The following is a 23,838-nucleotide window of genomic DNA, read 5'->3' on the forward strand; positions in this document are numbered from 1 at the left end:
GTGCAGACGGTTTACAGCCCGATCACCAGCTCTCCCGAATGGCTCCGCGAACAGCACAGCGCCACCTGCTGGTCCGCTGCGCTTTTTTCCGCCTCCGACTGCACGCTATCCCGGTGATCCACCACGCCGTCAATCACCGGCGTCAGGCAGGCGCCGCAGATCCCCATTTCGCAGGACAGCGGAACGTCCACGCCGTTTGCCTGCAGCACCTGGGCAATGGTTTTGTCCGCAGGCACCGGCCAGCGCTCCCCGGTGGAGGCCAGCTTGACCGTAAAGATCTCGCCCGCGACACCGCCTGCGGCAGGGGCGGCGGGCTGAAACGCCTCGCTGTGAAGATGGGCGTCATCCCATCCCTTCGCCTTGGCGACTTCACGCACTTTTTCCATAAACCCCGCAGGTCCGCAGACCCAGGCTCGCAAACCCGCTTCAGGCATGGGGAGATGCTCTGCCAGCGCTGTGCGCGGGCTGATAGTATGAATGATGCACTCACCGCACTGCGAAAGTTCGCGCGCAAACGCCGCGCTTTCGCGCTTCCTGACGTAATAGTGCAGCGAAAACGACGTGCCGGCGGCCTTCAGCTGCAGGGCCATCGCATACAGCGGCGTAATGCCAATCCCCGCCGCCAGCAATAAAACTCGTTCTGCCTGAACCAGCGGAAACAGATTGCGTGGGGCTGAAATTAGCAGCTTCTGCCCGGGACGCAGCGTCTCGTGAACGTAGCGCGACCCGCCGCGGGAGGCGGGTTCCCGCCCCACGCAGATCAGATAGCTCTCTTCCTCACAGGCCCCGGTCAGGGAATACTGGCGCATCACGCCGCAGGGCAGGTGGACATCAATGTGCGCGCCGGGCTGCCACGGCGACAGCGCTTCGCCGTCTTCAGCCACCAGCCTGACGGCGAGGCTTTTGTCGCCCTCGCGCCACAGCCCGTCAACAATTACGCTCAGCATATCGGCCTCCGTCATACCAGGAAAAATTCGCCAAAGCCCATCTTCTTCAGTCCCCGACGGTAGGCAATTGAGCTTTTATCGGCGGGAATATGGGCTTCCAGGGTCAGGTCCAGCGGCAGGCTTTCCGGGCGCTGGGTTTCCACCATCAGACGATCTTCTTCGAAGATGCGCAGATTGAAGGCATGCACGTCCTCCACCGGAATATGCAGATCAAAATTGCGGGCGATAGGGGCGAACATGCGGGTCACGCGCGACGACACGGGCGACGCGGCGTTCATAATGACCAGTCTCGATTCTCCCGGAAAATGAATCGTCAGGGTGGCGGTGAACGGCAGATGCATTTCAAAATGGCGTAACCACTGGAAGCCTTCTGGCGCCTGTACGGGGGAACTGGCGGGATAGTTGCTCACGGAGCTCCAGTAATCCGCCACGAAGCCGAACGGCGTCTCCTGCGGCTGATAGGTGGGTACAAGCTGATTATTGGGATCGGCAAAGGTATCGGTGTGGATCCACGCAAAGTGCGCCACGTCCAGAAACCCCTCCACCTGTCGCCCGGCAAAGCCATTCACCTCAAACGCCGGGCAGTTAATCTGCTGAAATCCGTCGTCATCCCAGTGCGGCATGGCGGGCAGCGGCACGGGGTTTTCCGGATCAAAGGCCAGGCAGGTCCAGATAAGCCCGAACCGCTCCTCCACGGCGTAGTTAATCAGGTTGAGCTTCGCCGGAACGGGCTGGTCGGGGCTGGAGGGAATGCGGTTGCAGCGCCCGTCCTCCCCAAAGCGGAGGCCGTGGTAGGGGCAGACGATTCCGTGCTCGTCGTGAAAGCCGAGCGTCAGCGGCACGCCGCGGTGCGGGCAGACGTCACGGGCGACCACGACCTGGTCGTTAATCCGGTAAATCACCAGCTGTTCATCCAGCAGCGTCGCCTTGACCGGCGCCGGACCGACGTCGCAGGCGCGCGCGACCGGATGCCAGCATTTCGCCAGGCGCAGCCAGTCCTCTGGCTCAAACGTGCAGTGGGCGGGTGGAGTCGGTTCTCTTTTCATCATTATCCCTCTTACGTTCAGCCTAACGGGCCGCCCTGAATGGTCTCGCACAGACCGTTGATGATGCGCTCTCCGGTCTCCTCTCGAAGCTCCTGATACCAGGCCTGCGTCAACGCCATGTCTTTCCCGTGGGTGACGTCGCAGCGCTTACGCGCCTTCAGCACCAGGTCGCGCACCCGGTCGCAGCGCAGCGCCTCGTACTGCCGCAGCGCCAGCGTGATGCTGTGGTTTTCACGCAGGCATTCCCCTAGCACCACGGCGTCTTCCATCGCTGCGCAGCCGCCCTGGCCGATATCCGGCGTGGTGCTGTGAGCGGCATCGCCGAGCAGCGCGACGTTGCCGCGCACCAGGCTGTCGAACGGCTCGATGTCGTGGATCTCAATGCGATTGGTGGTGTCAGGATCCAGCGCGGCGATAAGCCTCTGCACCGGCGGCGCCCAGCCGCGGAAGTAGCCCGTGAGGTCTGCGCGCAGGGTGGTGCGATCCTCCGCCAGGCCCGCAGGGAGCGGCACGTCAAAAAAGAAGTAGAAGCGCCCGCCGGAGACGGGCATCAGCGACACGCGTTTGCCTTCGCCAACGAAGGTGGTCCACTGGTGCGCCGGGGCGATCTCTTCGTCAATCTTCACCAGCCCGTTCCAGTTCACGTAGCCCGCGTAGCGGCGCTCGGGGGTATACCCCAGCACGTACGGGCGAACCGCCGAGTGGCTGCCGTCGGCGGCAATCAGGAAATCGCCGGATGCCGTGGTGCCGTCGGTGAAGGTCACACTCACGCCCGAGTCGTCTTCATGGACGCGTTCGACGCGCTTGCCGAACTGCACTTTGTCGCGCCCCCAGAAGTCCAGCATTTCGCGCTGAAGCTCAGCGCGCGAGACGGGGCAGGGACGCCCGCCGGTACGCTCAACCAGCGGAGCAAGGCTAAAGCGGGTCAGGGTATCGCCGCGCCGGTAATCCTTATACGCCATAAAACGCATCGGTCCGCCGTAGGTCTCGATGATGTCGCCCATGCCGAGGTGCTGCATGCATTTCACGCCGTTAGGCCAGATGGAGATGGCCGCCCCGACGGGCCTGATCTCCTTTACGGCTTCAAATACGGTACAGTCGATGCCCGCTTTTTTCAGCGCGACGGCGGCGCTCAGGCCGCCAATACCCGCACCAATAACGATTGCTCTCATGCTTCTCTCCTTTTGCAGGGTGTAAAGACATTCAGCAATTTGCGTACCAGGCTGCAGAGTGGCGAAAACGGCGTTGTGAGTGAGAGGTTTGCACTGCTAAGGTGCGCAAACGCGGTGAGCGTGCCTTTTTTTGAATCAAAAATTTCCTGGTCAGCCATCCGGAATCGACTGTTTCACATCTGCCTCAAGAGTGGCGTGGTTTGTGCAATAACCTGAAGGAGGATAATCAAGGAGAACCTATGATCGCACTGCACGACTTCAATCAGCTTCCTGAGAAAGACGCTCTTACGCTGCTTCAGCCCTGCGTGGCGATACCCGGCTGGGCCGACGCATTGGTTGACGGACGGCCTTATTCGAGCCGGGAAGCCTTGTTCATTGCGGCGCAGGCCCTGGCGCAACGCTGGGACGAAGCGGCATTAACGCAAGCATTGAGCGCCCATCCGCGCATCGGGGAAAAGCCCGCGGGCGCGCAGGCGGCGCTGTCGCGGCAGGAGCAGGGAGCGGTGAACGATCGCGATGCCGCCCTTGCGCAGGCGCTGCGTGAAGGCAATGCCCGCTACGAGGCCCGCTTTGGGCGCGTCTTTCTGATCCGCGCGAAGGGCCGCAGCGGCGAGGAGATATTACAGGCCCTGCACGCGAGGCTGGAAAACAGCGACGCGCAGGAAATCCGTGCCGCGCTGGAACAGCTGCGGGAAATTACGCTGCTACGGCTGGAAGGAGTCATTAGCGAATGAGCACACTCAGCACCCATATTCTTGATATTTCGACGGGCAAACCCGCAGAGGGCGTAACGGTTCATCTGCAACAGGGCGGGAAGACGCTGGCCACGGGGGTGACCAACGCCCAGGGGCGCATCGCCGCGTTCGTTCCCTCTCTGCCCGCGGGCCGTTACCAACTGGTGGCGGAGATCGGCGCGTGGTTTCGCGAAACCGGTCGCGACACGCTCTACCCCTGTGCGCAAATTGATTTTGTGACGGGAGAAACGGCAGACGAGCATTTCCATCTGCCGTTTGTGATTGCGCCCGGCGGGTGGTCAACCTACCGGGGCAGTTGACCACACCCGCTCGCCGTTGACCCAGGTCTCACTGATGTTGCGCTCGTCGCCCAGGGTCATCAGCACAAAGAGCTGCTCGTAGATATTCTGACAGCGGCGATTGCGCAGGCGCTGCAGCGGCGTTACGTCAGGATCGATAACCACGAAATCCGCCTCTTTGCCGGGCGCGAAGTTGCCAATCTTATCGTCCAGCCGGAGGGCGTGCGCGCCGCCCAGCGTGGCGTGATAAAACGCCTCGCTGGCGCGCAGGCGGTAGCTCTGAAGCTGGCCCACCTTGTAGGCTTCCCCCAGGGTGCGCAGCATGCTGAAGGTGGTGCCTGCACCGACGTCGGTGCCGATGCCCATCCGCACCCTGTGCTGCCAGCAGGCGGGCAGGCGAAACAGCCCGCTGCCGAGAAACAGGTTCGAGGTGGGGCAAAACGCCACCGCCGAACCGGTGTCATGCAGGCACTGCCACTCGCTGTGGTGAAGGTGAATCGCGTGGGCAAACACGCTGCGCTCGCCGGTCAGGCCGTAGTGGTGATACACGTCCAGATAGCGCTCGTGCTCCGGCCAGAGGTCGCTTACCCAGGCCACTTCGTTGGGGTTTTCGCTCAGGTGGGTCTGCATCCAGGTGTCCGGAAACTCCTCTCTGAGCAGGCTGACCGCCGCAAGCAGCTCGGGGGATGAGGTCGGGGCAAAGCGCGGCGTAATGGCGTAGCCCAGGCGTCCACGGTGATGCCAGCGCTGGATCAGCGCCCGCGTCTGTCGGTAGCTCTGCTTCGCGTCTTCGCTCAGGTAGTCCGGCGTGTGTCTGTCCATCATCACCTTTCCGGCGATAAGGCGCATGTTCAGGCGCAGGGCCTCGGTAAACAGCGCCTCGACCGATTCCGGATGCAGCGTGCAAAACACCAGCGCGGTGGTGGTGCCGTTGCTCACCAGCTGCTGTATGAAAAATTCGGCGATCTCTTTCGCGTAGGCCTCATCGGAAAACTGGCTCTCCACCGGGAAGGTGTAGGTGGTCAGCCACTCCAGCAGCTGTTCGCCAAAGGCGCCGATCATCTCCGTTTGCGGATAGTGGACGTGGGTGTCAACAAAACCGGGCAGCAGCAGCCTGCCGCGCAGGTCGGTATAGCCTTTGTGCGGGTCAAGATACTGCTCGCCCTCATGCCACGGCATCTGTGCCAGAATTTTTCCGTTCTGGATAAACAGCAGGCCGTCCTCAAGGTAGCGCGCGTGTTGGGCAATGGCGTCTGCGCTGTCGCAGACCCGGGCAATATCAAAAAAAGCACCGCGTATCGCAGTCTGGTATTCCATCATGGTTCCTGCCTTCGTGTTTGCGTAGCGGGGGTAAGAAGGCTCAGCAAGAACGGTGCCAGAATGAACGGGCCGCAGATACGCTGCGGCCGGAGGGAGGGGTTACTCTTTTTGCGTCGCCACGCGGGAACCGAACGACGTCGCGCCTGCCGTTTCGCGCTCTTCCCGCGCCAGCCAGCGGTAGGTCACGCCGCCGAGGAAGACGCCAATAAACCAGCTGAAGTTCGCCACCTCATGCAGGGCCGGAATAAAGCTAATGACCAGGCCCACGGCAACGGACGGGATCAGCGCCCCAATGGCTTTCGGGTTAAAGCCGTTGCGGTACCAGTATTTGCCCTTTGGCGTGTCGTCGAACAGATCGTCGACCGACACCTTGCCGCGTTTAATCAGGTAGAAGTCGGCAATCAGAATGCCGAACAGCGGGCCGATAAACGCCCCGAGCACGTCCAGGGTGTAGTGGATAAGTTCCGGCGAGTTGAACAGGTTCCACGGGGTGAGCAGGATCGAGCCGACGGCGGCAATCATGCCCCCGGTGCGGAAGCTGATCTTCTGCGGCGAGCAGTTCGAGAAATCAAACGCCGGGGAGACGAAGTTCGCCACGATGTTGATCCCGATGGTGGCGGTGATCATCGTCAGCAGGCCAATCGCCACGGCCAGATCGTTGCCCACGCGGCTGACGGTCTCAATCGGGTCGGTGATCATGCGGCCAAACAGCGACTGGGTGCCGGACACAATCACCACGGTGACGATGGAGAACAGCAGGAAGTTAAACGGCAGGCCCCAGCGGTTGCCGCGGCGGATCTCGCCCATGCTTTTGCCGTAGCGGGAGAAGTCGCCAAAGTTGAGCAGCGGGCCGGAGAAGTAGGAGACCACCAGCGCGGTCGCGGTGATCATCTGCCAGGTCTGCTCGCCCGCGCTCAGGGATTTGCTGGCAAGGGTGAAGGAGATCCCGTCAAAGCCGGTCTTGTATACAATCCAGCCGGCGAGGGCCAGCATCACCACATAGACCGCCGGGCCGGCGATATCAATAAAGCGCTTGATGGCGCTCATGCCGTGCCAGAAGACCATCGCCTGCAGGACCCACATAATGGCAAAGCAGATCCAGCCCAGATGCGACAGGCCCAGGAACGCGCCGGTAGTGAGCGAAGAGAGCGACGGCCAGAACTTCAGCGCCACCAGCATCAGCGCGTTGGCGGCGAGATAGGTCTGAATGCCGTACCACGCAAAGGCGATAAGCCCGCGGATCACCGCTGGAATATTGGCCCCGAAGACGCCAAACGCCTGACGGCTGATCACCGCATAGGGTACGCCCGCCATCTGGCTCGGTTTGGCCACCAGGTTGGCGCACAGCTGCACGATGCAAATCCCCACCAGCAGGCAGAGCAGCACCTGCCAGCTTGCCAGCCCGAGCGTAAAGAAGCTCGCGGCGACAACATAACCCCCCATGCTGTGAACGTCCGACATCCAGAACGAAAAGATGTTGTACCAGCTCCAGTTCTGGTCACGCGTCGGTGCCAGATCCTCATTGCAAAGACGTGGGCTGTAAACCGCACCGGAATCAGCGGCCGTACCCTGCTGCGCGTTTTGACTGTTTGGCATGAAACCTGCTCCTGTGAATGAAAACCCGTTGAGTGGGAGTGCAAACGGTGTTGCAGGATCCAGGCCAAAATAATAAATCTTGTATGCAATATTTTATTTTTATGTATACGATTCGATAACGGAAAGTAAAATTCGGAGTGGTAGATGAACAACATAAACGCCCTGCAGACCGCGCCAGACCTGCATGACAAAGACGAATCGATCTTTCAGGCGCTGATGACCGCAATTGTCGAACACCAGCTGCTGCCGGGGAGCAAACTGCCGGAAGAGGCGCTGGCCGAGGTCTTTGGCGTGAGCCGCACGGGCATCCGCAAGGTGCTTCAACGACTCGCCGCTGTGCAAATGGTCACCCTGACGCCCAAGCGTGGTGCACACGTTGCCAGCCCGACGGTGGAAGAGGCGAGGCACATCTTCCGCACCCGCGCCCTGCTGGAGGTCGCCAACCTGCCGGACGTGCTGGCGCACTGCCAGCCGCCGCATCTTGTCGCGCTGGAGGCCATTATTCGCCAGGAGCAGCAGGCGCACGAGGCCTATGACGGCCCGGCGGCGATTCGCCACTCCGCCAATTTCCACATTCAGCTGCAGGCCATCTCCGGCAACCAGGTGCTCACTGAGATGGTGACCAGCCTGAGCCAGCGTTCTTCGCTGGTGATTGCCACCTGGGGAGCGCCGTGGCGTCAGGGCTGCCGCTGCAACGATCACGAGCAGCTGGTGGATCTGCTGCGCCAGAAGGCGCTTGAGCCGCTCAGCGATGCCTTAATGCACCATTTTGAACATATCGTCGCCAGCCTCTGCTTCGAGCGGGCGGGCGAGTGCCTGCCTGATTTTGCCCGGCTGTTTGCCGGCCACAAGGAGTCGTAATGTCTGTCTGTATACAAGTGATCAACCCCAACACCAGCCTCGCGATGACGGAAACCATCGGCGCGGCAGCCCGTGCGGTGGCGGCACCGGGAACGGAGATCCTCGCGGTCTGCCCGAGCGCGGGCGTGCCGTCGATAGAAGGCCACTTTGATGAGGCCATCGCCGCCGTTGGTGTCCTGGAGCAGATCAAAAAAGGCAGGGAGCAGGGCGTGGACGGTCACGTGATCGCCTGCTTTGGCGATCCGGGCCTGCTGGCGGCGCGCGAGCTGGCGCAGGGGCCGGTAATCGGCATCGCCGAAGCCGCCATGCATATGGCGACGCTGGTCGCGACGCGCTTTTCGGTGGTCACCACGCTTCCGCGCACGCTGATCATTGCCCGTCATCTGCTGCACCAGTATGGCTTTCAGGACCATTGTGCGGCGCTGCACGCCATCGACCTTCCGGTGCTGGCGCTGGAAGACGGCAGCGGTCTGGCGCAGGAGAAAGTGCGCGCGCGCTGTATACAGGCGCTGAAAGAGGATGGCTGTGGCGCCATCGTGCTGGGCTGCGGCGGCATGGCGATGCTGGCGCAGGAGCTGACCCGTGAGCTGCGCGTGCCGGTGATCGACGGCGTCAGCGCGGCGGTGAAGATGGTGGAATCGCTGGTGGCGCTGGGGCTGTCGACCAGCAAGCACGGGGATCTGGCGTTCCCGGAGAACAAAGCGTTAAGCGGGCATTTTCAGGCATTGAATTCATTTTAATTTTTGGGGGTGGCAATGGGGCTTTTCGAACAGGATTATCCGCGGGATCTGCGCGGCTACGCGGGCAACCCGCCGCACGCGCGGTGGCCGAATCAGGCGCGCATCGCCGTGCAGTTTGTGCTCAATTACGAAGAAGGGGCGGAAAACCACGTTCTGCACGGCGATGCCGGTTCCGAGCAGTTCCTGTCGGACATCATCGGCGCGGCCAGCTACCCGGACAGACACATGTCGATGGACTCCCTCTACGAATACGGCAGCCGCGCCGGGTTCTGGCGGATCCACAATGAATTTGAGAAACGCGGCCTGCCGCTGACGGTCTTCGGCGTGGCGATGGCGCTGGCGCGTCATCCGGAGATAGTCGAGGCAATCAAAGCCGCGGATTACGACGTGGTCAGCCACGGCTGGCGCTGGATCCACTACCAGAATATGGACATCAGCCAGGAGCGCGAACACCTGCACAAGGCGGTGCATGTTCTGACCGACCTGTTTGGCAAGCCGCCAACGGGCTGGTACACCGGGCGCGACAGCCCCAACACCCGCCAGCTGGTGGTGGAGCACGGCGGCTTCGACTACGACAGCGACTACTACGGCGACGATTTGCCCTTCTGGACGGAAGTGGCCTGCGGCGACGGCGCCCGCAAACCGCACCTGATTGTGCCCTATACGCTGGATGCGAACGACATGCGCTTCGCCACCGCGCAGGGGTTTAACACCGCCGAGCAGTTTTATACTTATCTGAAGGACAGTTTTGACGTGCTGTACGAAGAGGGGGAAAGCGCGCCGAAGATGATGTCCATCGGCATGCACTGCCGCCTGCTGGGGCGACCGGGGCGTTTTCGCGCGCTGCAGCGGTTCCTGGATTATGTGCAGCAGCACGAGCGGGTGTGGGTCTGTACCCGCCAGCAGATTGCAGACCACTGGCGGGAGGTGCATCCGTTTCAGAAGTAATTGAGCCGTGTTTTGCCGGGTGGCGGCTGCGCCTTACCCGGCCTACAGGGCCCACAGGGCATACGGGACATCGTAGGCCCGGTAAGCGCAGCGCCACCGGGCAGGTTTTTCAGCGTTACACCATCAAACTCACCTGCGCCGCCACGATCCGCCACCCATAGGCAAACCGTACCCACGTCTGCTGCTGGCGGCCAATACGTTCTGTGCCCTCCCGCGTAAACTCGGTGCTGCACACGGCATAATCCTCTCCGAAGGTGGTGATGACGGTGTGGCGCAGCGTCCGCTGCAGCCCGGCGGCGGGGCGAGCCGCGCGAAAGGCGCGGATTTCATCAATCCCGTACAGGTTTTCACCCGCCCCCAGCCGCACCGTGTTTTTGTCGTGCCAGAACAGCTCGTCCAGCACCGCAACGTTGTTGCTCACCAGCGCGTCCTCATAGCGGTAAAACGCGGCCGTCACCTCGGCAACCACCCACGGGAGGTTAATATCATCGTGATTCATCATGCTGCTATCTCCGCCGGACGGGCATCGGTGATGCCGCTCTCCTCCAGAACCCGCGCGACGCGCAGGCAGGCCTGCTCGTTAAACGGCGCGGCAATCAGCTGCAGGCCGATAGGCGCACCCTGCGCGGTACGCAGCGGAACGGTGGTCACGGGCAGGCCCAAAAATGATATCGGCTGAGTCAGCATCCCCATGCTGGCGCGAATGGGAAGTGGCTGACCGTTAATCTCCATGGTCTGCTCGCCCGCCAGCGTGGCGCTGCGCGGAGTGGCCGGGGCGATCAGCACGTCGGCCTGCGCGAACAGGGTTTTAAACGCCTGCCGGGCGTGCGCGCGGAACCGCTGGGCCTGAATATACCAGGCGGAGGGGATCATCGCCCCGGCCAGCAGGCGTTCGCGGGAGTGCGGCTCAAAGCGCTCGGGCTCGCGGCGAAGCGCGGGCAGGTACTGGTTTCCCCCTTCCGAGGCGCTGATGATAAACGCCGCAGAGCGCGCCAGCTCGGCGTCCGGGAACTGCAGCTCCTCCTGCACATCGAGCGCCTTCGCCACCCGCGCCACGGCGTCTCTGGCGTCCGTGTCGCACCAGGTGGTGAAGTAGCCGCCGAGCACCGCGCAGCGCAGGCCGTCAAGCCCGCGATCGAGCAGGGGGCGCGTCTGCTCGCGGGAGCTCTCTGCCTGAGAACCGTCGCTGCTGTCCCGCCCCTGCAGCGCGTCGTACACGGACGCCAGGTCGCACACGCGGCGGGCAAAGGGGCCGATATGATCCAGGCTTGCGACGAACGGATGGCTGCCGGATCGCGACAGGCGGCCAAAGGTGGGCTTCAGGCCATAGATGCCGCACAGGGAGGCCGGAACGCGAATTGAGCCGTTGGTGTCGGTGCCGAGCGAGAAGTGCACCAGCCCGGCGGCCACGGCGGCGGCTGAGCCGCCGGACGAACCGCCCGCAATCCGCGCCAGGTCGTGCGGGTTACGCGTCGTGCCGTAGTGGCTGTTTTCGGTGGTAAAGCCGTAGGCGTAGGCGTCCATATTGACCATCCCGGTCAGCAGCCCGCCCGCGCTGCGCAGCTGGCGCACCGCGAAGCTGTCAGCGGCGGCGGCAGGACGCTGGCTGAACAGCTCGGCCCCGGCGAGGGTGGTATGGCCGGCAACGTCGAACAGGTTTTTCACCGCATAAGGCACGCCCGCCAGCGGCGGCAGGGGACGCTTTTCCCGTCGCAGGGTATCTATATTGTTGGCTTCGGCGAGCATGCGTGCTTCCGTCACGGCGGTCCAGGCATTGATCTGTGGGTTCACGCGCGCAATCGCCTCCAGCGTCTGGCGGGCAATCTCACGAGCGCTCAGCTCTCCCGCGTTCAGCGCATGCTGGATCGCGCCGATACTCATCTCGTGTAGCCTCATGCTTTATACACTCCTGCGATCTCCAGACGGTCGTCGAGCGGCAGCGCCATCAGCGGAGCGGCCATGCTGGCAATGCGGCTGAACTGCAGCTGCAGCTCGGCGCGGCGGGCGTCGTCCAGCTCAACGCCGAGCACGGTTTCCATTTGCGCCAGATAGGCCTGCCAGTCGGGTTGGTGTGTCGTCATTTTTTTCTCCTCAGAATCCGGCTGTCGCGCCGTTGCTGCGCGGGTCAAATGCCCCTTCGAACAGCCCGTTGGGGTGGCGAACAATGGCGCCCGCGTGGCCCATGGCTTCACTAAAGTCAGGAAAAAGCTCCACCTCGTGACCGAGGGCCTGCAGGCGCGCGACCGTCTCGGGTGAAAAACGCCCTTCAAGCTTTAAGGTATCCGAGGTTTGTCCCCAGGTACGTCCCAGCAGCCAGCGCGGGCGGGTGATGCTCTCCTGCAGGGGGACGCCCTGAACAACGTAGCGGGTAAAGAGCGCGGCCTGGGTTTGCGGCTGCCCGTCGCCGCCCATCGATCCGTAGACCATCACGCGACCGTCCTTCAGACGCGCCGCCGCCGGGTTCAGGGTGTGGAACGGCTGTTTGCCCGGCGCGAGGGCCAGAAGATGAGCCGGATCGAGGCTGAACGATGCGCCCCGGTTCTGCCAGACGATGCCTGTATCGGGCAGCACCACGCCGCTGCCGAACTCGTGATAGATACTCTGGATAAACGACACGGCGAGCCCGCTTTTATCCATTACCCCCATCCACACCGTATCGCCGGGGCCTTTGCCGGCTCCCCACGGCGCGGCGCGGCCGTCGTCAACCCTGTCGGCAAGCGCCTGCAGGGCGGCGGGAGCCAGCAGACCCTGAATATCGGTTTTCAGCGCGCGCGGGTCGGTGATGTGGGCATCCCTCAGGCCAAAGGCCAGCTTGGTGGCTTCAACGATACGGTGAAGGGTTTCGGCGTCGTCGGCTTCCGCCATGTTCAGGCGGTCGGTAATGCCGAGTATCGCCAGCGAGACCAGCCCCTGCGTCGGCGGGGCGTGGTTAAAGATCTCTCCCTGCTGATGCTGCAGCTTCAGCGGCACGGTGCGTCGGGCGGCGTGAGCGTTGAGATCGGCCAGCGTCACGGGGAGATCCAGCGTCTCCATGCCGTGCGCCAGGACTTCCGCCAGCGGGCCACGATAAAAGCTGTCCAGACCGTCTTCCGCCAGGCGCGTCAGGGTCGTGGCCATGGCGGGCTGATAAAAACGGCTCCCGACCTGCGGCGGCTTGCCGTCCACCAGCCAGGTTTCCGCGAAGCCGGGAACGTCCTTCAGCTCGTCGAATTTACTGGCCGTGGCGTGGGCCTGAGAGGCCGTGACCGGCGTGCCGTTCTGCGCATAGTCAATGGCGTCGGCCAGCAGGCGAGCCAGCGGCAGCGCCCTGTCGGTCATCTCGCGCGAGACCTTCAGCGCCTCGTCCCAGCCGCTCACCGTGCCAGCGACGGTTAGCGCCGCACGGGGGCCGCGATGGGGGATCTGCGTGAGCCCGTCGTAGGCGGCCAGCGTCGCGCGCGATCCCGCCGCGCCGCTGGCATCGATGGCGACAGGTTCGCCTTCCGGGGGCACAATAAGCCAGAAGCCATCGCCGCCCAGCCCGTTCATATGTGGGTAAACCACGGCGATGGTGGCAGCCGCCGCGACCATTGCCTCTATCGCGCTGCCGCCTTCGCGCAGCACGGCCAGCGCGCTCTGGCTGGCGAGGTGGTGGGGCGCAACCGCCATACCGTGTGTGGAGACATTACTTTGCATGAGGAGTCCTCGTAACCCTGAAGGTTACAAGGTGCTGCAAAAGCTGTTCCAGTTCTGAAAGAAAAGTTTCAGTAAACTGGCACATATAATGAAAGGTAGAATGAAAGGCAAAATGTGATGAAACAAAAGTTACAGAGGCGCTATGGAACAACTGGATGAACGTCTGAAAGCACAGTACCCGACGCTGTCGCCGCAGGAGCAGCGGGTGGCGGATTTTATTTTCGACCATTTTGACGATCTCATTAGCTACAACAGCGCCGAGCTGGCGCAGCTGAGCGGGGTGTCGAAAGCCACGGTCAGCCGTCTGTTTAAGCGTCTGGGCTATGAGAAATATAAAGACATGCGCGACGAGCTGCGCACCCTGCGCCAGAGCGGGATGCCGCTCACCGATAACCGCGATGCGGTGCAGGGCAATACGCTGCTGGCCCGCCACTATAAGCAGGAGATGGCGAACCTGACCCAGTGGGTCAATGCCCTCGACGCGCAGCAGTTTGCCGACGCCATGGCCTGCATGGTTAAGGCGCGGCGCATCGTCATTATCGGCATGCGTAACGCCTATCCGGCGGCGCTGCACCTGCGCCAGCAGCTGCTGCAGGCGCGCGGTCAGGTGCTGGTCCTGCCGCAGCCGGGGCAGAGCCTGGGCGAGGAGCTGGTGGATTTAACGCCGGACGATCTGGTGGTCATGATGGCCTTCCGCCGCCGCCCGCGCATTATCCGCCCGCTGATGCAGCAGCTTCAGAGTAGCGGTATTCCGGTGCTGCTGATGTGCGAGCCGCAGGCGCACAGCCTGTTCCCGCTGGCGAGCTGGCAGCTCTGCGCCCCGCTGGACAGCGTCTCGGCCTATGACAGCTACTCCTCGGTCAACAGCCTGATCAACCTGCTGGCGAACGCCTTCCTGCATGAAATTCTCGATAAAGGCCGTCCGCGCATTCACGAGATTGCCTCCCTCTACCAGCAGCTGGACGAACTCGAACAGCGATAATGGGGCATCAGGCTGGTGCTTTGCATTGAAATGGTGCAATTGAACGGGGCGAAAATAGAGAGTATTTTCGCCCCGTCCACGTTTTATCAGGCTTTAAGAGAAAATTCCCCGCTTCGCCTTATCTGGCACATTAGTTGCAAAATCACATTCAAAGAATCTTTTGTTTCATGTTAACGTTACGGGGAAGCACCATGAAAAAATTGTTGATTGCACTGGCCGGGGCCGCATGCCTCTTCACACAGCTGCCGGCAAAGGCTGACCAGCTTCAGGATATCGAGAAGCGCGGCACCATTCGCATTGCCGTGCCGCAGGACTTCCCGCCGTTTGGCTCGGTGGGGACCGATCTGCAGCCGCAGGGCTATGACATCGACATGGCGCGCTACCTGGCCAGCCAGATGAAGCTCAAGCTGCAGCTGGTGCCGGTGACCAGCGCCAACCGCGTGCCGTACCTGCAAACCGACAAGGTGGACCTGGTCATTTCCAGCCTCGGTAAAAACCCGGAGCGCGAGAAGGTAATCGACTTCAGCCGCGCCTACGCGCCGTTCTTCCTCGGCGTGTTTGGCCCGAAAGGGGCCGAGCTAAAGGACGCCGCCGCGCTCAGCGGAAAAACCATCGGCGTGACGCGCGGGGCGGTGGAGGACATGGTGCTGACCGGCCTGGCGCCGAAAGACGCGGACGTGAAGCGCTACGAAGACAACAACACCACGCTCTCCGCCTACCTCTCCGGACAGGTGCAGTACGTGGCAACCGGCAACCTCGTGGTGGCGGCCATTTCGCGCCAGAACGCGGCGAAAGCCCCGGTGCCGAGCTTTATGCTGAAAGACTCGCCGTGCTTTATTGGCCTGAAGAAGAACGAACCGGCCCTGAAGGCAAAAGTGGATGCGCTGATTGAGCAGGGCATCAAGGACGGCACGCTGAACGGCCTGTCTGAGCAATGGCTGAAGGCTCCGCTGCCGGCAAACCTTGGCGCCTGAGCCGATGACTGAGCAACTTGATTTTTCAGCCCTCTGGCCGCACTGGCCGGAGCTGCTGGCCGGGCTGTGGGTCACCGTTCAACTGACGGTGATGGCCACCGTCGGCGGGCTGGCAACGGGGATTGTCGGGGCGGCGATCCGCAGCGGACGCACGACCTGGTTCAGCCGGATCTGGGGCGCGTACGTGGAAATCATCCGCAACACGCCGTTTGTGGTGCAGCTGTTTTTCATCGTCTTCGGCCTGCCGAATCTGGGGCTGAAGATGACGGCGGGGGAAGCGGCGCTGCTGGCCATGGTGGTGAACCTGGGCGCCTACAGCACCGAGATTATTCGCGCGGGCATTCAGGTCACGCCGAAAGGGCAATGGGAGGCCGGTCGCGTGCTGGGGCTGACCCGCCTGCAGACCTTTATTCGCGTGGTGCTGCCGCCCGCGCTGCAGCGCATTTACCCGGCGCTGGTGAGCCAGTGCATCATCGTGATGCTCGGCTCGTCGGTGGTATCGCAGGTCTCCTATGAAGAGCTGACCTTCGCCGCCAACCTGATCCAGTCCAGAACGTTTTTAAGCTTTGAGGTTTATCTGGTGACCACCGGGATTTACTTAGCGCTGTCGATTACCCTGCGCCAGCTGATGATGGCGGCGGGACGCAAATGGCTGGGGGTGCAGGCATGATGACCACCTTTACCGACTGGGACATTATTCGCAATCTGCTGCTGGCCGGGCGCTGGACGGTACTGCTGTCGCTGGTGGCGTTTGTCGGCGGGGCGGCGGTGACGCTGCCGCTCCTGCTGCTGCGCCTGACGGGCGGGCGCACGGTGAAGCGCATTATCCGCGGCTATATTGAGCTGTTTCAGGGCACGCCGCTGCTGATGCAGCTGTTCCTGGCCTTCTTCGGCGTGGCGCTGTTCGGCATCGACGTCTCGCCGTGGACCGCCGCGTCGCTGGCGCTGACGTTCTACACCAGCGCGTTTCTGCTCGACATCTGGTTTGGCAGTATTCGCGCCCTGCCGAAAGGGCAGTGGGAAGCGTCGCGCTGTCTGGGGCTGACCTTCGGCCAGACCCTGTTTCGCGTGGTCGCCCCGCAGGCGCTGCGCATCGGCATTGCGCCGACGGTCGGCTTTGCCGTGCAGGTGATCAAGGGCACCGCGCTGGCGTCGATTATCGGCTTTATCGAGCTGACCAAGGCCGGGACTATGCTGACCAACGTAACCTATCAGCCGTTTAAGGTCTTTGCGCTGGTGGCGCTCGGCTACTTTATTCTGTGCTATCCGCTGTCGCGCTACAGCCGCTATCTGGAGACGAAATTCAATGCCTCTCATCACCATTAATCAGGTGCAGAAGTACTACGGCGATAACCACGTGCTCAAGGGCGTCGATCTGGATATCGACATGGGCCAGGTGATCTCCATCATCGGGCGCAGCGGATCGGGCAAAAGCACGCTGCTGCGCTGCATCAACGGCCTGGAAGGGTATCAGGACGGCAGCATCAAGCTGGGCGGCATGACCATTACCGACCGGGATTCCCAGGCGCGTGAAATCAGCCGCTCGGTCGGGATGGTGTTCCAGAGCTTCAACCTGTTCCCTCACATGACGGCGCTGGAGAACGTGATGCTCGCCCCGCGTCGGGTGCTGAAAAAAAGCGCCGCCGAATGCCGGGCGCTGGCGCAGCAGATGCTGGAGAAGGTTGGCCTCGGCGATCGTCTGGATTACTACCCGTCGAGCCTCTCCGGCGGCCAGCAGCAGCGCGTGGCGATTGCCCGCGCGCTGGCGATGTCGCCGAAAGTGTTACTCTGCGACGAGATCACCTCCGCGCTGGATCCGGAGCTGGTGGGCGAAGTGCTCAAAGTGCTGGAGCAGCTGGCGGCCGAGGGGATGACGCTCATACTGGTTACCCATGAAATGAATTTTGCCCGCGAAGTGGGCGACCGCGTGGTGTTTATGCACCAGGGGAAAGTCTGGGAGCAGGGCGACAGCAAAACGCTGTTCGCCAACCCGCAAACCACGGAACTGAAGCAGTTCATCTCCTCCGTGCGCGGCCTCAACTGATAAGGACTGAACAATGGATATCGCACAATTTCCGCAAATCAATCCGCCCCAGCGCCTGCTGATGGGGCCGGGCCCGATCAACGCCGACCCGCGCGTGCTGCGCGCCATGTCGAGCCAGCTGATCGGCCAGTACGATCCGGCCATGACCCACTACATGAACGAGGTGATGGCGCTCTACCGCGGGGTGTTCCGCACCGAAAACCGCTGGACGATGCTGGTGGACGGCACCTCCCGTGCGGGAATTGAGGCCATTCTGGTCTCCGCCATTCGCCCGGGAGATAAGGTGCTGGTGCCGGTCTTTGGCCGCTTTGGCCACTTGCTGTGCGAAATTGCCCGCCGCTGCCGCGCGGAGGTGCATACCATCGAGGTGCCGTGGGGCGAGGTGTTTACCCCGGACCAGGTCGAGGATGCGGTTAAGCGTATTCGTCCGCGCCTGCTGCTGACCGTGCAGGGCGACACCTCCACCACCATGCTGCAGCCGCTCGCGGAGCTGGGCGCGATCTGCCGCCGCTACGACGTACTGTTTTATACCGACGCCACCGCGTCGCTCGGCGGTAACGCGCTGGAGACCGACGCCTGGGGGCTGGACGCCGTCTCGGCCGGGATGCAGAAATGCCTCGGCGGCCCGTCGGGCACGTCGCCGATCACGCTGAGCGCGCGGATGGAAGAGGCGATCCGCCGCCGCAAGTGCGTGGAGGAGGGCATTCGCACCGACGCCCACCGCGACGGCGATGAGGAGATGATCTACTCCAACTACTTCGATCTCGGCATGGTGATGGACTACTGGGGGCCGGAACGCCTGAACCACCACACCGAAGCCACGACCGCGCTGTTTGGTGCCCGCGAATGCGCGCGGCTGATCCTGCAGGAAGGGCTGGATAACGGCATCGCGCGCCATAAGCTGCACGGCGATGCGCTGCTGAAGGGCATTCAGGCGATGGGGCTGGAGACCTTCGGCGACCTGAAGCACAAGATGAACAACGTGCTGGGCGTGGTCATTCCGCAGGGGATCAACGGCGACCAGGTGCGTAAGCTGATGCTGGAGGATTTCGGGATTGAAATCGGCACCTCGTTTGGCCCGCTGCACGGCAAAGTGTGGCGCATTGGCACCATGGGTTATAACGCGCGCAAGGACTGCGTGATGACCACCCTGAGCGCGCTGGAGTCGGTGCTGAACTACCTCAAATTTACCACCACGCAGGGGGCCGCCATGCAGGCCGCGTGGGACCACTATCGCCGCGAGACGCCGCAATGAGCCCGGCGGCAGAACGGGTGATGGCGCGCGCCGACGCGCTGGCCGCCATCAGCGAAACCCCGGATGCGCTGACACGGGTGTATCTCTCCACGCAGCATCTGCAGGCCAACCAGCTGGTCGGGGAGTGGATGCGCCAGGCGGGCATGACCGTCTGGCAGGACAGCGTGGGCAATATCTGTGGACGCTACGAAGGCGCGCAGGAGGGGGCCCAGGCGGTACTGCTTGGCTCGCATCTGGATACCGTGCGCAACGCCGGGCGCTACGACGGCATGCTCGGGGTGCTCACCGCCATCGAAGTGGTGGACAGACTGCACCAGCAGGGTGTGCATCTGGCGCAGGCCATAGAAATTGTCGGCTTTGGCGACGAAGAGGGAACCCGTTTTGGGATCACCCTGTTAGGCAGCCGGGGCATCACCGGCACCTGGCCGCAGGGCTGGCTGGAGACGTGCGATGCTCATGGCATCAGCGTGGCGCAGGCGATGGTGCAGGCGGGGCTCGATCCTGCCCGCGTGGCGCTCGCGGCACGTCATCAGGACGATTTCAGCGCCTGTCTGGAACTGCACATCGAACAGGGGCCGTGTCTGGAGCAGGAAGGGCTGGCGCTGGGCGTGGTGGAAGCCATTAACGGCGCGCGCCGCCTCAACTGCCGCTTCACCGGCGAGGCCGGACACGCGGGTACCGTGCCGATGAGTCACCGTAAGGATGCCCTGGCCGCCGCCGCCGAATGGATGGTGCTGATCGAAAACACCACCCGACAGCAGGGCGGCAACCGGGTGGCGACGGTCGGTGAGCTGCGCTGCCTGCCCGGCGCGGTCAACGTGATTCCGGGCGAGGTTGCGCTCTCGCTGGATATTCGCGGCCCGCAGGATGCCCCGCTTGACGCGCTGCTCGCTGAACTGCTGGCGCAGGCGCAGGCGATTGCCGCGCGTCGCGGGTTGAGCTTCAGCGCCGAGGAGTTTTACCGTATCGCCGCCACGCCGTGCGATGCGCGTTTGCAGGATCTGCTGGGGCAGGCCGTTGAATCGGTGCAGGGGTGCTCGTTATCCCTGCCCAGCGGCGCCGGGCATGACACCATCGCGCTGGCGGAACGCTGGCCGGTGGGGATGCTGTTTGTGCGCTGCAGGGGCGGGGTCAGCCACCATCCGGCAGAATCGGTGATGGCTGACGATGTTGCCCTGGCGATTGAGGCGTTTGGGCGGGCGGTGAGAAAGCTGGCTGACGGTGGCGCGCGTTAAGCCACCGAACGCACCGCATCTTCGATATCCGCGCTCACCCGGACATCCTGCTCGTCAAAGACCATGCAGTGGCGATCGTCGAAGGCCACGTCTATCTTCTGCCACGGGGCGAACTTAACGTCGCCCGGCAGCAAGATTTTGACGTTGTCGTGGCCGTAGCACTGGCCAAAGAGATAGGTGTTGTTCCCGAGTCGTTCAACCACTTCGCAGTGAAACTCCAGCGGCGTGCCCAGGCGAAGGTCAGTGGTTAAATGTTCCGGACGGATGCCCAGCGTGACCTGACTGCCCGGCTGCAGCGGCGTGGTGGTCACGGCGAGCGTCAGTGACTTCTGCTGCGATAGTCTCACCGTCAACGCGCCCGGCTGCCAGGCTTCAACCGTGGCCGGCATGAAGTTCATCTTCGGCGAACCGATAAAACCGGCCACGAACCTGTTCACCGGCTTGTAGTAGAGATCCATTGGCGCGCCCATCTGCTCCACTTTGCCATAGTTCATCACCACAATTTTATCGGCCAGCGTCATGGCCTCAATCTGGTCGTGGGTGACATACACCATGGTGGTTTTCAGCTCCTGGTGTAGGCGAGCGAGGTGCAGGCGCATCTCCACGCGCAGTTCGGCATCCAGGTTGGAAAGCGGCTCATCGAACATAAAGACGCGCGGGTTACGCACGATAGCGCGGCCAATCGCGACGCGCTGGCGCTGGCCGCCGGAGAGCTGTTTGGGCTTGCGGTCCAGCAGGTGAGAAAGCTGCAGCGTTTTGGCGACCATCTCGACCTGATGGCGGATCTGATCTTTCGGCACTTTATTCACCTTCAGCCCGTAGCCCATGTTTTCGGCCACCGTCATGTGCGGATAGAGCGCGTAGGACTGAAAGACCATCGCCACCCCCCGGTGGGAAGGGGCGATGTCGTTCATCACCTCGTTACCGATCAGCACTTCACCCTCGCTTATCTCCTCCAGCCCGGCAATCATGCGCAGCATCGTGGATTTGCCACAGCCGGAAGGCCCGACGAATACGGCAAACTCACCGTCCTCTATATCAAGATTAACGTTGTGGAGCGTGACGGTGTCGCCAAAGCGCTTGGTGACATTCCTCAATTGTATGTTCGACATCAGTGTTCCCCAGGTAAACCGCCGGGTATGTTTTACGTATAACAATCACGTTCAACGTGGCCGGACGGTGCAATTTGTCTGCCTTGACTATAACTTCCAGCATTCATGCGCCCTATACAGATATTCCATTAATGTTATGACGATCACACAACTTGCAGTTTTATGTAGAGTTATCATGATGTGAAGGGTAGCGTATAGCCAACCAAAGGCATTTGATGTCATACGTACAGCGCCAGTTTTAACAGGATGTATAGCGGGGTTTGTAGGGCATCAGATGCAATAACAACCATAAAATTGTTATACCTTCACATGAGGTTGATAATGAAAAAGAACATACTCGCTGCTCTGATCCTCTCTACGCTCGCGGTTCAGGCTCACGCTACCGCGCAGCTTAACGTCTGGGAAGACATCAAGAAGTCGTCCGGTATTAAAGATGCGGTCGCGGACTTTGAAAAACAGTACGACGTTAAGGTCAACGTGCAGGAAACCCCTTACGCACAGCAGCTGGAAAAACTGCGCCTGGACGGCCCGGCAGGCATTGGCCCGGACGTGCTGGTCATTCCTAACGATCAGCTGGGCGGCGCCGTCGTACAAGGGTTATTGACCCCCCTGAATCTGGACAATAAGCAGACCGAACAGTACACCCCGGCCTCGATTAACGCCTTCAAAATGGATAACGCCCTCTACGGCGTGCCGAAAGCGGTTGAGACGCTGGTGCTGATCTACAACAAAGATCTCATCGACAAGCCGCTCAACTCGCTGCAGGACTGGTATGACTTTTCTAAACAGCAGCGCGCAAAAAACCAGTACGGTCTGCTCGCCAAGTTCGATCAGATTTACTACAGCTGGGGCGCGATCTCCCCGATGGGAGGCTACATCTTCGGTCAAAACGATAAAGGCGGCTATAACGCCAGCGACGTCGGCCTGAACAAGCCGGGCGCGGTAGAAGCCGTGACGTACCTGAAAAAATTCTACGCTGACGAGATTTTCCCTGCCGGGATAGTCGGCGACAACGGCCTGAACGCAATCGACTCCCTGTTTACCGAAAAGAAAGCGGCAGCCGTCATCAACGGCCCGTGGGCGTTCCAGCCTTATGAAGCGGCAGGCATCAACTACGGCGTGGCGCCGCTGCCCACGCTGCCGGACGGCAAGCCAATGAGCTCCTTCCTCGGCGTGAAAGGCTACGTCGTTTCCACCTGGAGCAAGGACAAAGCGCTGGCGCAGAAATTTATCGAATTCATCAACAAGCCGCAGTACGTGAAAACCCGCTACGTGGCCACGCGGGAGATCCCGCCGCTGACCGCAATGATCGACGATCCGGTAATCAAGAACGACGAGAAGGCGAGCGCCGTTGCGGTGCAGGCCGCGCGAGCCACCGCCATGCCGGGTATCCCTGAAATGGGCGAAGTCTGGGGGCCGGCCAACGCCGCGCTGGAGCTGAGCCTGACCGGCAAACAGGATCCCAAAGCCGCGCTGGACGGCGCAGAGAAACAGGTCCAGATGCAAATCGAAGCCATGCAGGCCAGCAACCAGTAATTTTCTGACGTCGCAGAACGGGAGGCCACTCTCCCGTTTTATTGAAAGGAGTTGTCTGTGAGTATCATCCCGGAAAATTTTGCCAGACCGCACGGGGCCGGGCGTCACGCCTGGACCGGCCTGCTGCTGGCGGTCATCCCCGGCTTCGGCCAGTTCTATCACCGCCAGTGGCTGAAGGGCGTTATCTTCCTGGTGCTGCTGGCCAGTTTTATCGGCGTTTTTGCCGATTTCCTGCGCGAAGGGCTTTGGGGGCTGGTGACGCTGGGGGAGGAAGTGCCGCGGGATAACTCCATCTTCCTGCTGGCAGAAGGGATCATTAGCGTACTGATCGCCGCCTTTGGCGTGATGGTGTATTACCTGTCGATGCGCGATGCCTGGGTTAACGGTCGAAAACGTGATGAAGGGCTGGGGCTAAACAGCGTGCGTAAGCAGTATCAGATGCTGCTAAGCGACGGCTTTCCGTATCTGATGATCACGCCGGGCTTTATTCTGCTGGTGTTTGTGGTGGTTTTCCCGATCCTGTTCGGTTTTGCCATCGCCTTTACTAACTACAATCTTTACCACACGCCGCCGGCTAAGCTGGTGGATTGGGTTGGGTTTAAGAACTTCGTCAATATTTTCACGCTCTCCATCTGGCGCTCAACCTTCTTCGACGTCCTGCAGTGGACGGTGGTTTGGACGCTGCTCGCCACCACGCTGCAATGTACCGTGGGCGTGCTGCTGGCTATCCTGGTGAACCAGAAAGACCTGCGCTTTAAGCCGCTTATCCGCACCATTTTCATTCTGCCGTGGGCGGTGCCGGGTTTTGTCACCATTCTGGTGTTTGCCGGAATGTTCAATGACTCTTTCGGTGTGATAAACAACGCCATTCTGGCCTTCTTCGGCATTGCGCCGAAAGCCTGGATGACCGATCCGTTCTGGACCAAAACGGCGCTGATCCTGATGCAGACCTGGCTCGGCTTCCCGTTTGTTTTTGCTATGACCACCGGCGTGCTGCAGGCGATCCCTGACGATCTGTACGAAGCCGCCACCATGGACGGGGCCAGCAGTGCGACCAAGCTGCGCACCATCACGCTGCCGCTGGTGCTTTATTCCATTGCGCCAATACTGATTACCCAATACACCTTCAACTTCAATAACTTCAACATCATCTACCTGTTCAATAACGGCGGACCAGCGGTGGTGGGGTCCAATGCGGGTGGGACAGATATCCTGGTGTCGTGGATCTACAAGCTCACCATGTCGTCGTCGCAGTACGCGATTGCGGCGACCATCACTATCCTGCTGTCGATCTTTGTCGTCGGTCTGGCGCTGTGGCAGTTCCGCGCCACCAAATCTTTCAAAAACGACGACATGGCGTAA

Annotated in this window: 23 protein-coding genes and 1 pseudogene; 14 read left to right on the forward strand and 10 right to left on the reverse strand. The window is 61.7% G+C overall.

Annotated elements, in window-relative coordinates; all coding sequences use genetic code 11:
• Positions 1–11: 11 nt before the first annotated feature.
• From AC0TNG_RS22790 to hpxO, 3 genes are read right to left on the reverse strand one after another with little or no spacing between them, the layout of a single operon-like run.
• A complete protein-coding gene (locus AC0TNG_RS22790) occupies positions 12–947 on the reverse strand; it encodes a PDR/VanB family oxidoreductase (RefSeq protein ID WP_473713129.1) in 936 nt (311 codons plus the stop codon).
• 11 nt (positions 948–958) lie between these two features.
• Positions 959–1,996, reverse strand: a complete 1,038-nt coding sequence (hpxD, locus tag AC0TNG_RS22795; RefSeq protein WP_473713130.1) for a molybdenum cofactor-independent xanthine hydroxylase subunit HpxD — start codon at positions 1,994–1,996, stop codon at positions 959–961.
• A 14-nt stretch (positions 1,997–2,010) separates the two neighbouring features.
• Entirely contained in the window at positions 2,011–3,165 is a 1,155-nt protein-coding gene (hpxO, locus tag AC0TNG_RS22800) for an FAD-dependent urate hydroxylase HpxO (RefSeq protein WP_420278030.1), read from the reverse strand.
• A 239-nt stretch (positions 3,166–3,404) separates the two neighbouring features.
• Between hpxO and uraD the strand changes: the two genes are divergently transcribed.
• Both uraD and uraH read left to right on the forward strand, forming a co-directional pair.
• Entirely contained in the window at positions 3,405–3,899 is a 495-nt protein-coding gene (uraD, locus tag AC0TNG_RS22805; protein WP_473702354.1) for a 2-oxo-4-hydroxy-4-carboxy-5-ureidoimidazoline decarboxylase, read from the forward strand.
• A complete protein-coding gene (gene uraH, locus AC0TNG_RS22810; protein WP_048989885.1) occupies positions 3,896–4,219 on the forward strand; it encodes a hydroxyisourate hydrolase in 324 nt (107 codons plus the stop codon). The genes uraD and uraH overlap by 4 nt, the downstream gene beginning before the upstream one ends.
• On the opposite strand, the gene guaD is transcribed toward uraH, so the two are convergent.
• Both guaD and AC0TNG_RS22820 read right to left on the reverse strand, forming a co-directional pair.
• Complete coding sequence (gene guaD / locus AC0TNG_RS22815; protein WP_417927194.1) at positions 4,199–5,518, reverse strand: guanine deaminase; 1,320 nt, start codon at positions 5,516–5,518, stop codon at positions 4,199–4,201. The two genes, uraH and guaD, sit on opposite strands and share 21 nt — an antisense overlap.
• 99 nt (positions 5,519–5,617) lie before the next feature.
• Positions 5,618–7,114 (reverse strand): NCS1 family nucleobase:cation symporter-1, encoded by a 1,497-nt coding sequence (locus tag AC0TNG_RS22820; RefSeq protein WP_008499855.1) that lies wholly within the window; start codon positions 7,112–7,114, stop codon positions 5,618–5,620.
• Positions 7,115–7,258: 144 nt separating this feature from the next.
• Here AC0TNG_RS22820 and AC0TNG_RS22825 point away from each other — a divergent pair, with 144 nt between their 5' ends.
• From AC0TNG_RS22825 to puuE, 3 genes and pseudogenes are all read left to right on the forward strand, one after another.
• Positions 7,259–7,975, forward strand: a complete 717-nt coding sequence (locus tag AC0TNG_RS22825; protein WP_417927195.1) for a GntR family transcriptional regulator — start codon at positions 7,259–7,261, stop codon at positions 7,973–7,975.
• Positions 7,975–8,843: pseudogene (locus AC0TNG_RS22830) on the forward strand (aspartate/glutamate racemase family protein); the annotation flags it as partial. The gene AC0TNG_RS22825 and the pseudogene AC0TNG_RS22830, both read left to right, overlap by 1 nt.
• Positions 8,731–9,663: an allantoinase PuuE gene (gene puuE / locus AC0TNG_RS22835; protein WP_417927196.1), complete on the forward strand. Its 933-nt coding sequence runs from the start codon at positions 8,731–8,733 to the stop codon at positions 9,661–9,663. The pseudogene AC0TNG_RS22830 and the gene puuE, both read left to right, overlap by 113 nt.
• 115 nt (positions 9,664–9,778) lie before the next feature.
• On the opposite strand, the gene hpxZ is transcribed toward puuE, so the two are convergent.
• The 4 genes from hpxZ to hpxW are packed head-to-tail and all read right to left on the reverse strand — an operon-like array spanning position 9,779 to position 13,338.
• Positions 9,779–10,165, reverse strand: a complete 387-nt coding sequence (gene hpxZ / locus AC0TNG_RS22840) for an oxalurate catabolism protein HpxZ (RefSeq protein WP_023311059.1) — start codon at positions 10,163–10,165, stop codon at positions 9,779–9,781.
• Positions 10,162–11,559, reverse strand: coding sequence for an AtzE family amidohydrolase (locus tag AC0TNG_RS22845; RefSeq protein ID WP_417927197.1), 1,398 nt, complete (start codon positions 11,557–11,559; stop codon positions 10,162–10,164). Before AC0TNG_RS22845 ends, hpxZ begins: the two co-directional genes overlap by 4 nt.
• Positions 11,556–11,744 carry an oxalurate catabolism protein HpxX gene (hpxX, locus tag AC0TNG_RS22850; protein ID WP_024909607.1) on the reverse strand — a complete coding sequence of 63 codons (189 nt, stop codon included), beginning with the start codon at positions 11,742–11,744 and terminating at the stop codon, positions 11,556–11,558. Before hpxX ends, AC0TNG_RS22845 begins: the two co-directional genes overlap by 4 nt.
• A 10-nt stretch (positions 11,745–11,754) precedes the next feature.
• On the reverse strand, positions 11,755–13,338 hold the full coding sequence (hpxW, locus tag AC0TNG_RS22855; protein ID WP_417927198.1) for an oxamate amidohydrolase: 1,584 nt from the start codon (positions 13,336–13,338) through the stop codon (positions 11,755–11,757).
• Positions 13,339–13,480: 142 nt separating this feature from the next.
• Here hpxW and hpxU point away from each other — a divergent pair, with 142 nt between their 5' ends.
• The 7 genes from hpxU (at position 13,481) to hpxK (ending at position 19,828) form a co-directional block, all read left to right on the forward strand.
• Complete coding sequence (gene hpxU, locus AC0TNG_RS22860; RefSeq protein WP_417927199.1) at positions 13,481–14,320, forward strand: MurR/RpiR family transcriptional regulator HpxU; 840 nt, start codon at positions 13,481–13,483, stop codon at positions 14,318–14,320.
• Between the two features lie 191 nt (positions 14,321–14,511).
• Positions 14,512–15,294: a transporter substrate-binding domain-containing protein gene (locus tag AC0TNG_RS22865; protein WP_417927200.1), complete on the forward strand. Its 783-nt coding sequence runs from the start codon at positions 14,512–14,514 to the stop codon at positions 15,292–15,294.
• A gap of 4 nt (positions 15,295–15,298) precedes the next feature.
• Positions 15,299–15,964 carry an amino acid ABC transporter permease gene (locus AC0TNG_RS22870; protein WP_061715578.1) on the forward strand — a complete coding sequence of 222 codons (666 nt, stop codon included), beginning with the start codon at positions 15,299–15,301 and terminating at the stop codon, positions 15,962–15,964.
• On the forward strand, positions 15,964–16,620 hold the full coding sequence (locus AC0TNG_RS22875; RefSeq protein WP_213328423.1) for an amino acid ABC transporter permease: 657 nt from the start codon (positions 15,964–15,966) through the stop codon (positions 16,618–16,620). The genes AC0TNG_RS22870 and AC0TNG_RS22875 overlap by 1 nt, the downstream gene beginning before the upstream one ends.
• Entirely contained in the window at positions 16,601–17,338 is a 738-nt protein-coding gene (locus AC0TNG_RS22880) for an amino acid ABC transporter ATP-binding protein (RefSeq protein WP_023327069.1), read from the forward strand. The genes AC0TNG_RS22875 and AC0TNG_RS22880 overlap by 20 nt, the downstream gene beginning before the upstream one ends.
• A gap of 13 nt (positions 17,339–17,351) precedes the next feature.
• The gene (locus AC0TNG_RS22885) at positions 17,352–18,593 is read left to right on the forward strand and encodes a pyridoxal-phosphate-dependent aminotransferase family protein (RefSeq protein ID WP_267216729.1); all 1,242 of its coding nucleotides are present in this window, start codon (positions 17,352–17,354) and stop codon (positions 18,591–18,593) included.
• The gene (gene hpxK / locus AC0TNG_RS22890; protein WP_473713131.1) at positions 18,590–19,828 is read left to right on the forward strand and encodes an allantoate amidohydrolase; all 1,239 of its coding nucleotides are present in this window, start codon (positions 18,590–18,592) and stop codon (positions 19,826–19,828) included. Before AC0TNG_RS22885 ends, hpxK begins: the two co-directional genes overlap by 4 nt.
• On the opposite strand, the gene AC0TNG_RS22895 is transcribed toward hpxK, so the two are convergent.
• Positions 19,825–20,940: an ABC transporter ATP-binding protein gene (locus tag AC0TNG_RS22895; RefSeq protein WP_024909613.1), complete on the reverse strand. Its 1,116-nt coding sequence runs from the start codon at positions 20,938–20,940 to the stop codon at positions 19,825–19,827. The genes hpxK and AC0TNG_RS22895 overlap by 4 nt on opposite strands.
• A gap of 321 nt (positions 20,941–21,261) precedes the next feature.
• Between AC0TNG_RS22895 and AC0TNG_RS22900 the strand changes: the two genes are divergently transcribed.
• Both AC0TNG_RS22900 and AC0TNG_RS22905 read left to right on the forward strand, forming a co-directional pair.
• Positions 21,262–22,476 (forward strand): extracellular solute-binding protein, encoded by a 1,215-nt coding sequence (locus tag AC0TNG_RS22900; protein WP_024909614.1) that lies wholly within the window; start codon positions 21,262–21,264, stop codon positions 22,474–22,476.
• A 57-nt stretch (positions 22,477–22,533) separates the two neighbouring features.
• A complete protein-coding gene (locus tag AC0TNG_RS22905; RefSeq protein WP_061715575.1) occupies positions 22,534–23,838 on the forward strand; it encodes a carbohydrate ABC transporter permease in 1,305 nt (434 codons plus the stop codon).

Source organism: Enterobacter sp. PL_is514 (assembly GCF_055816715.1).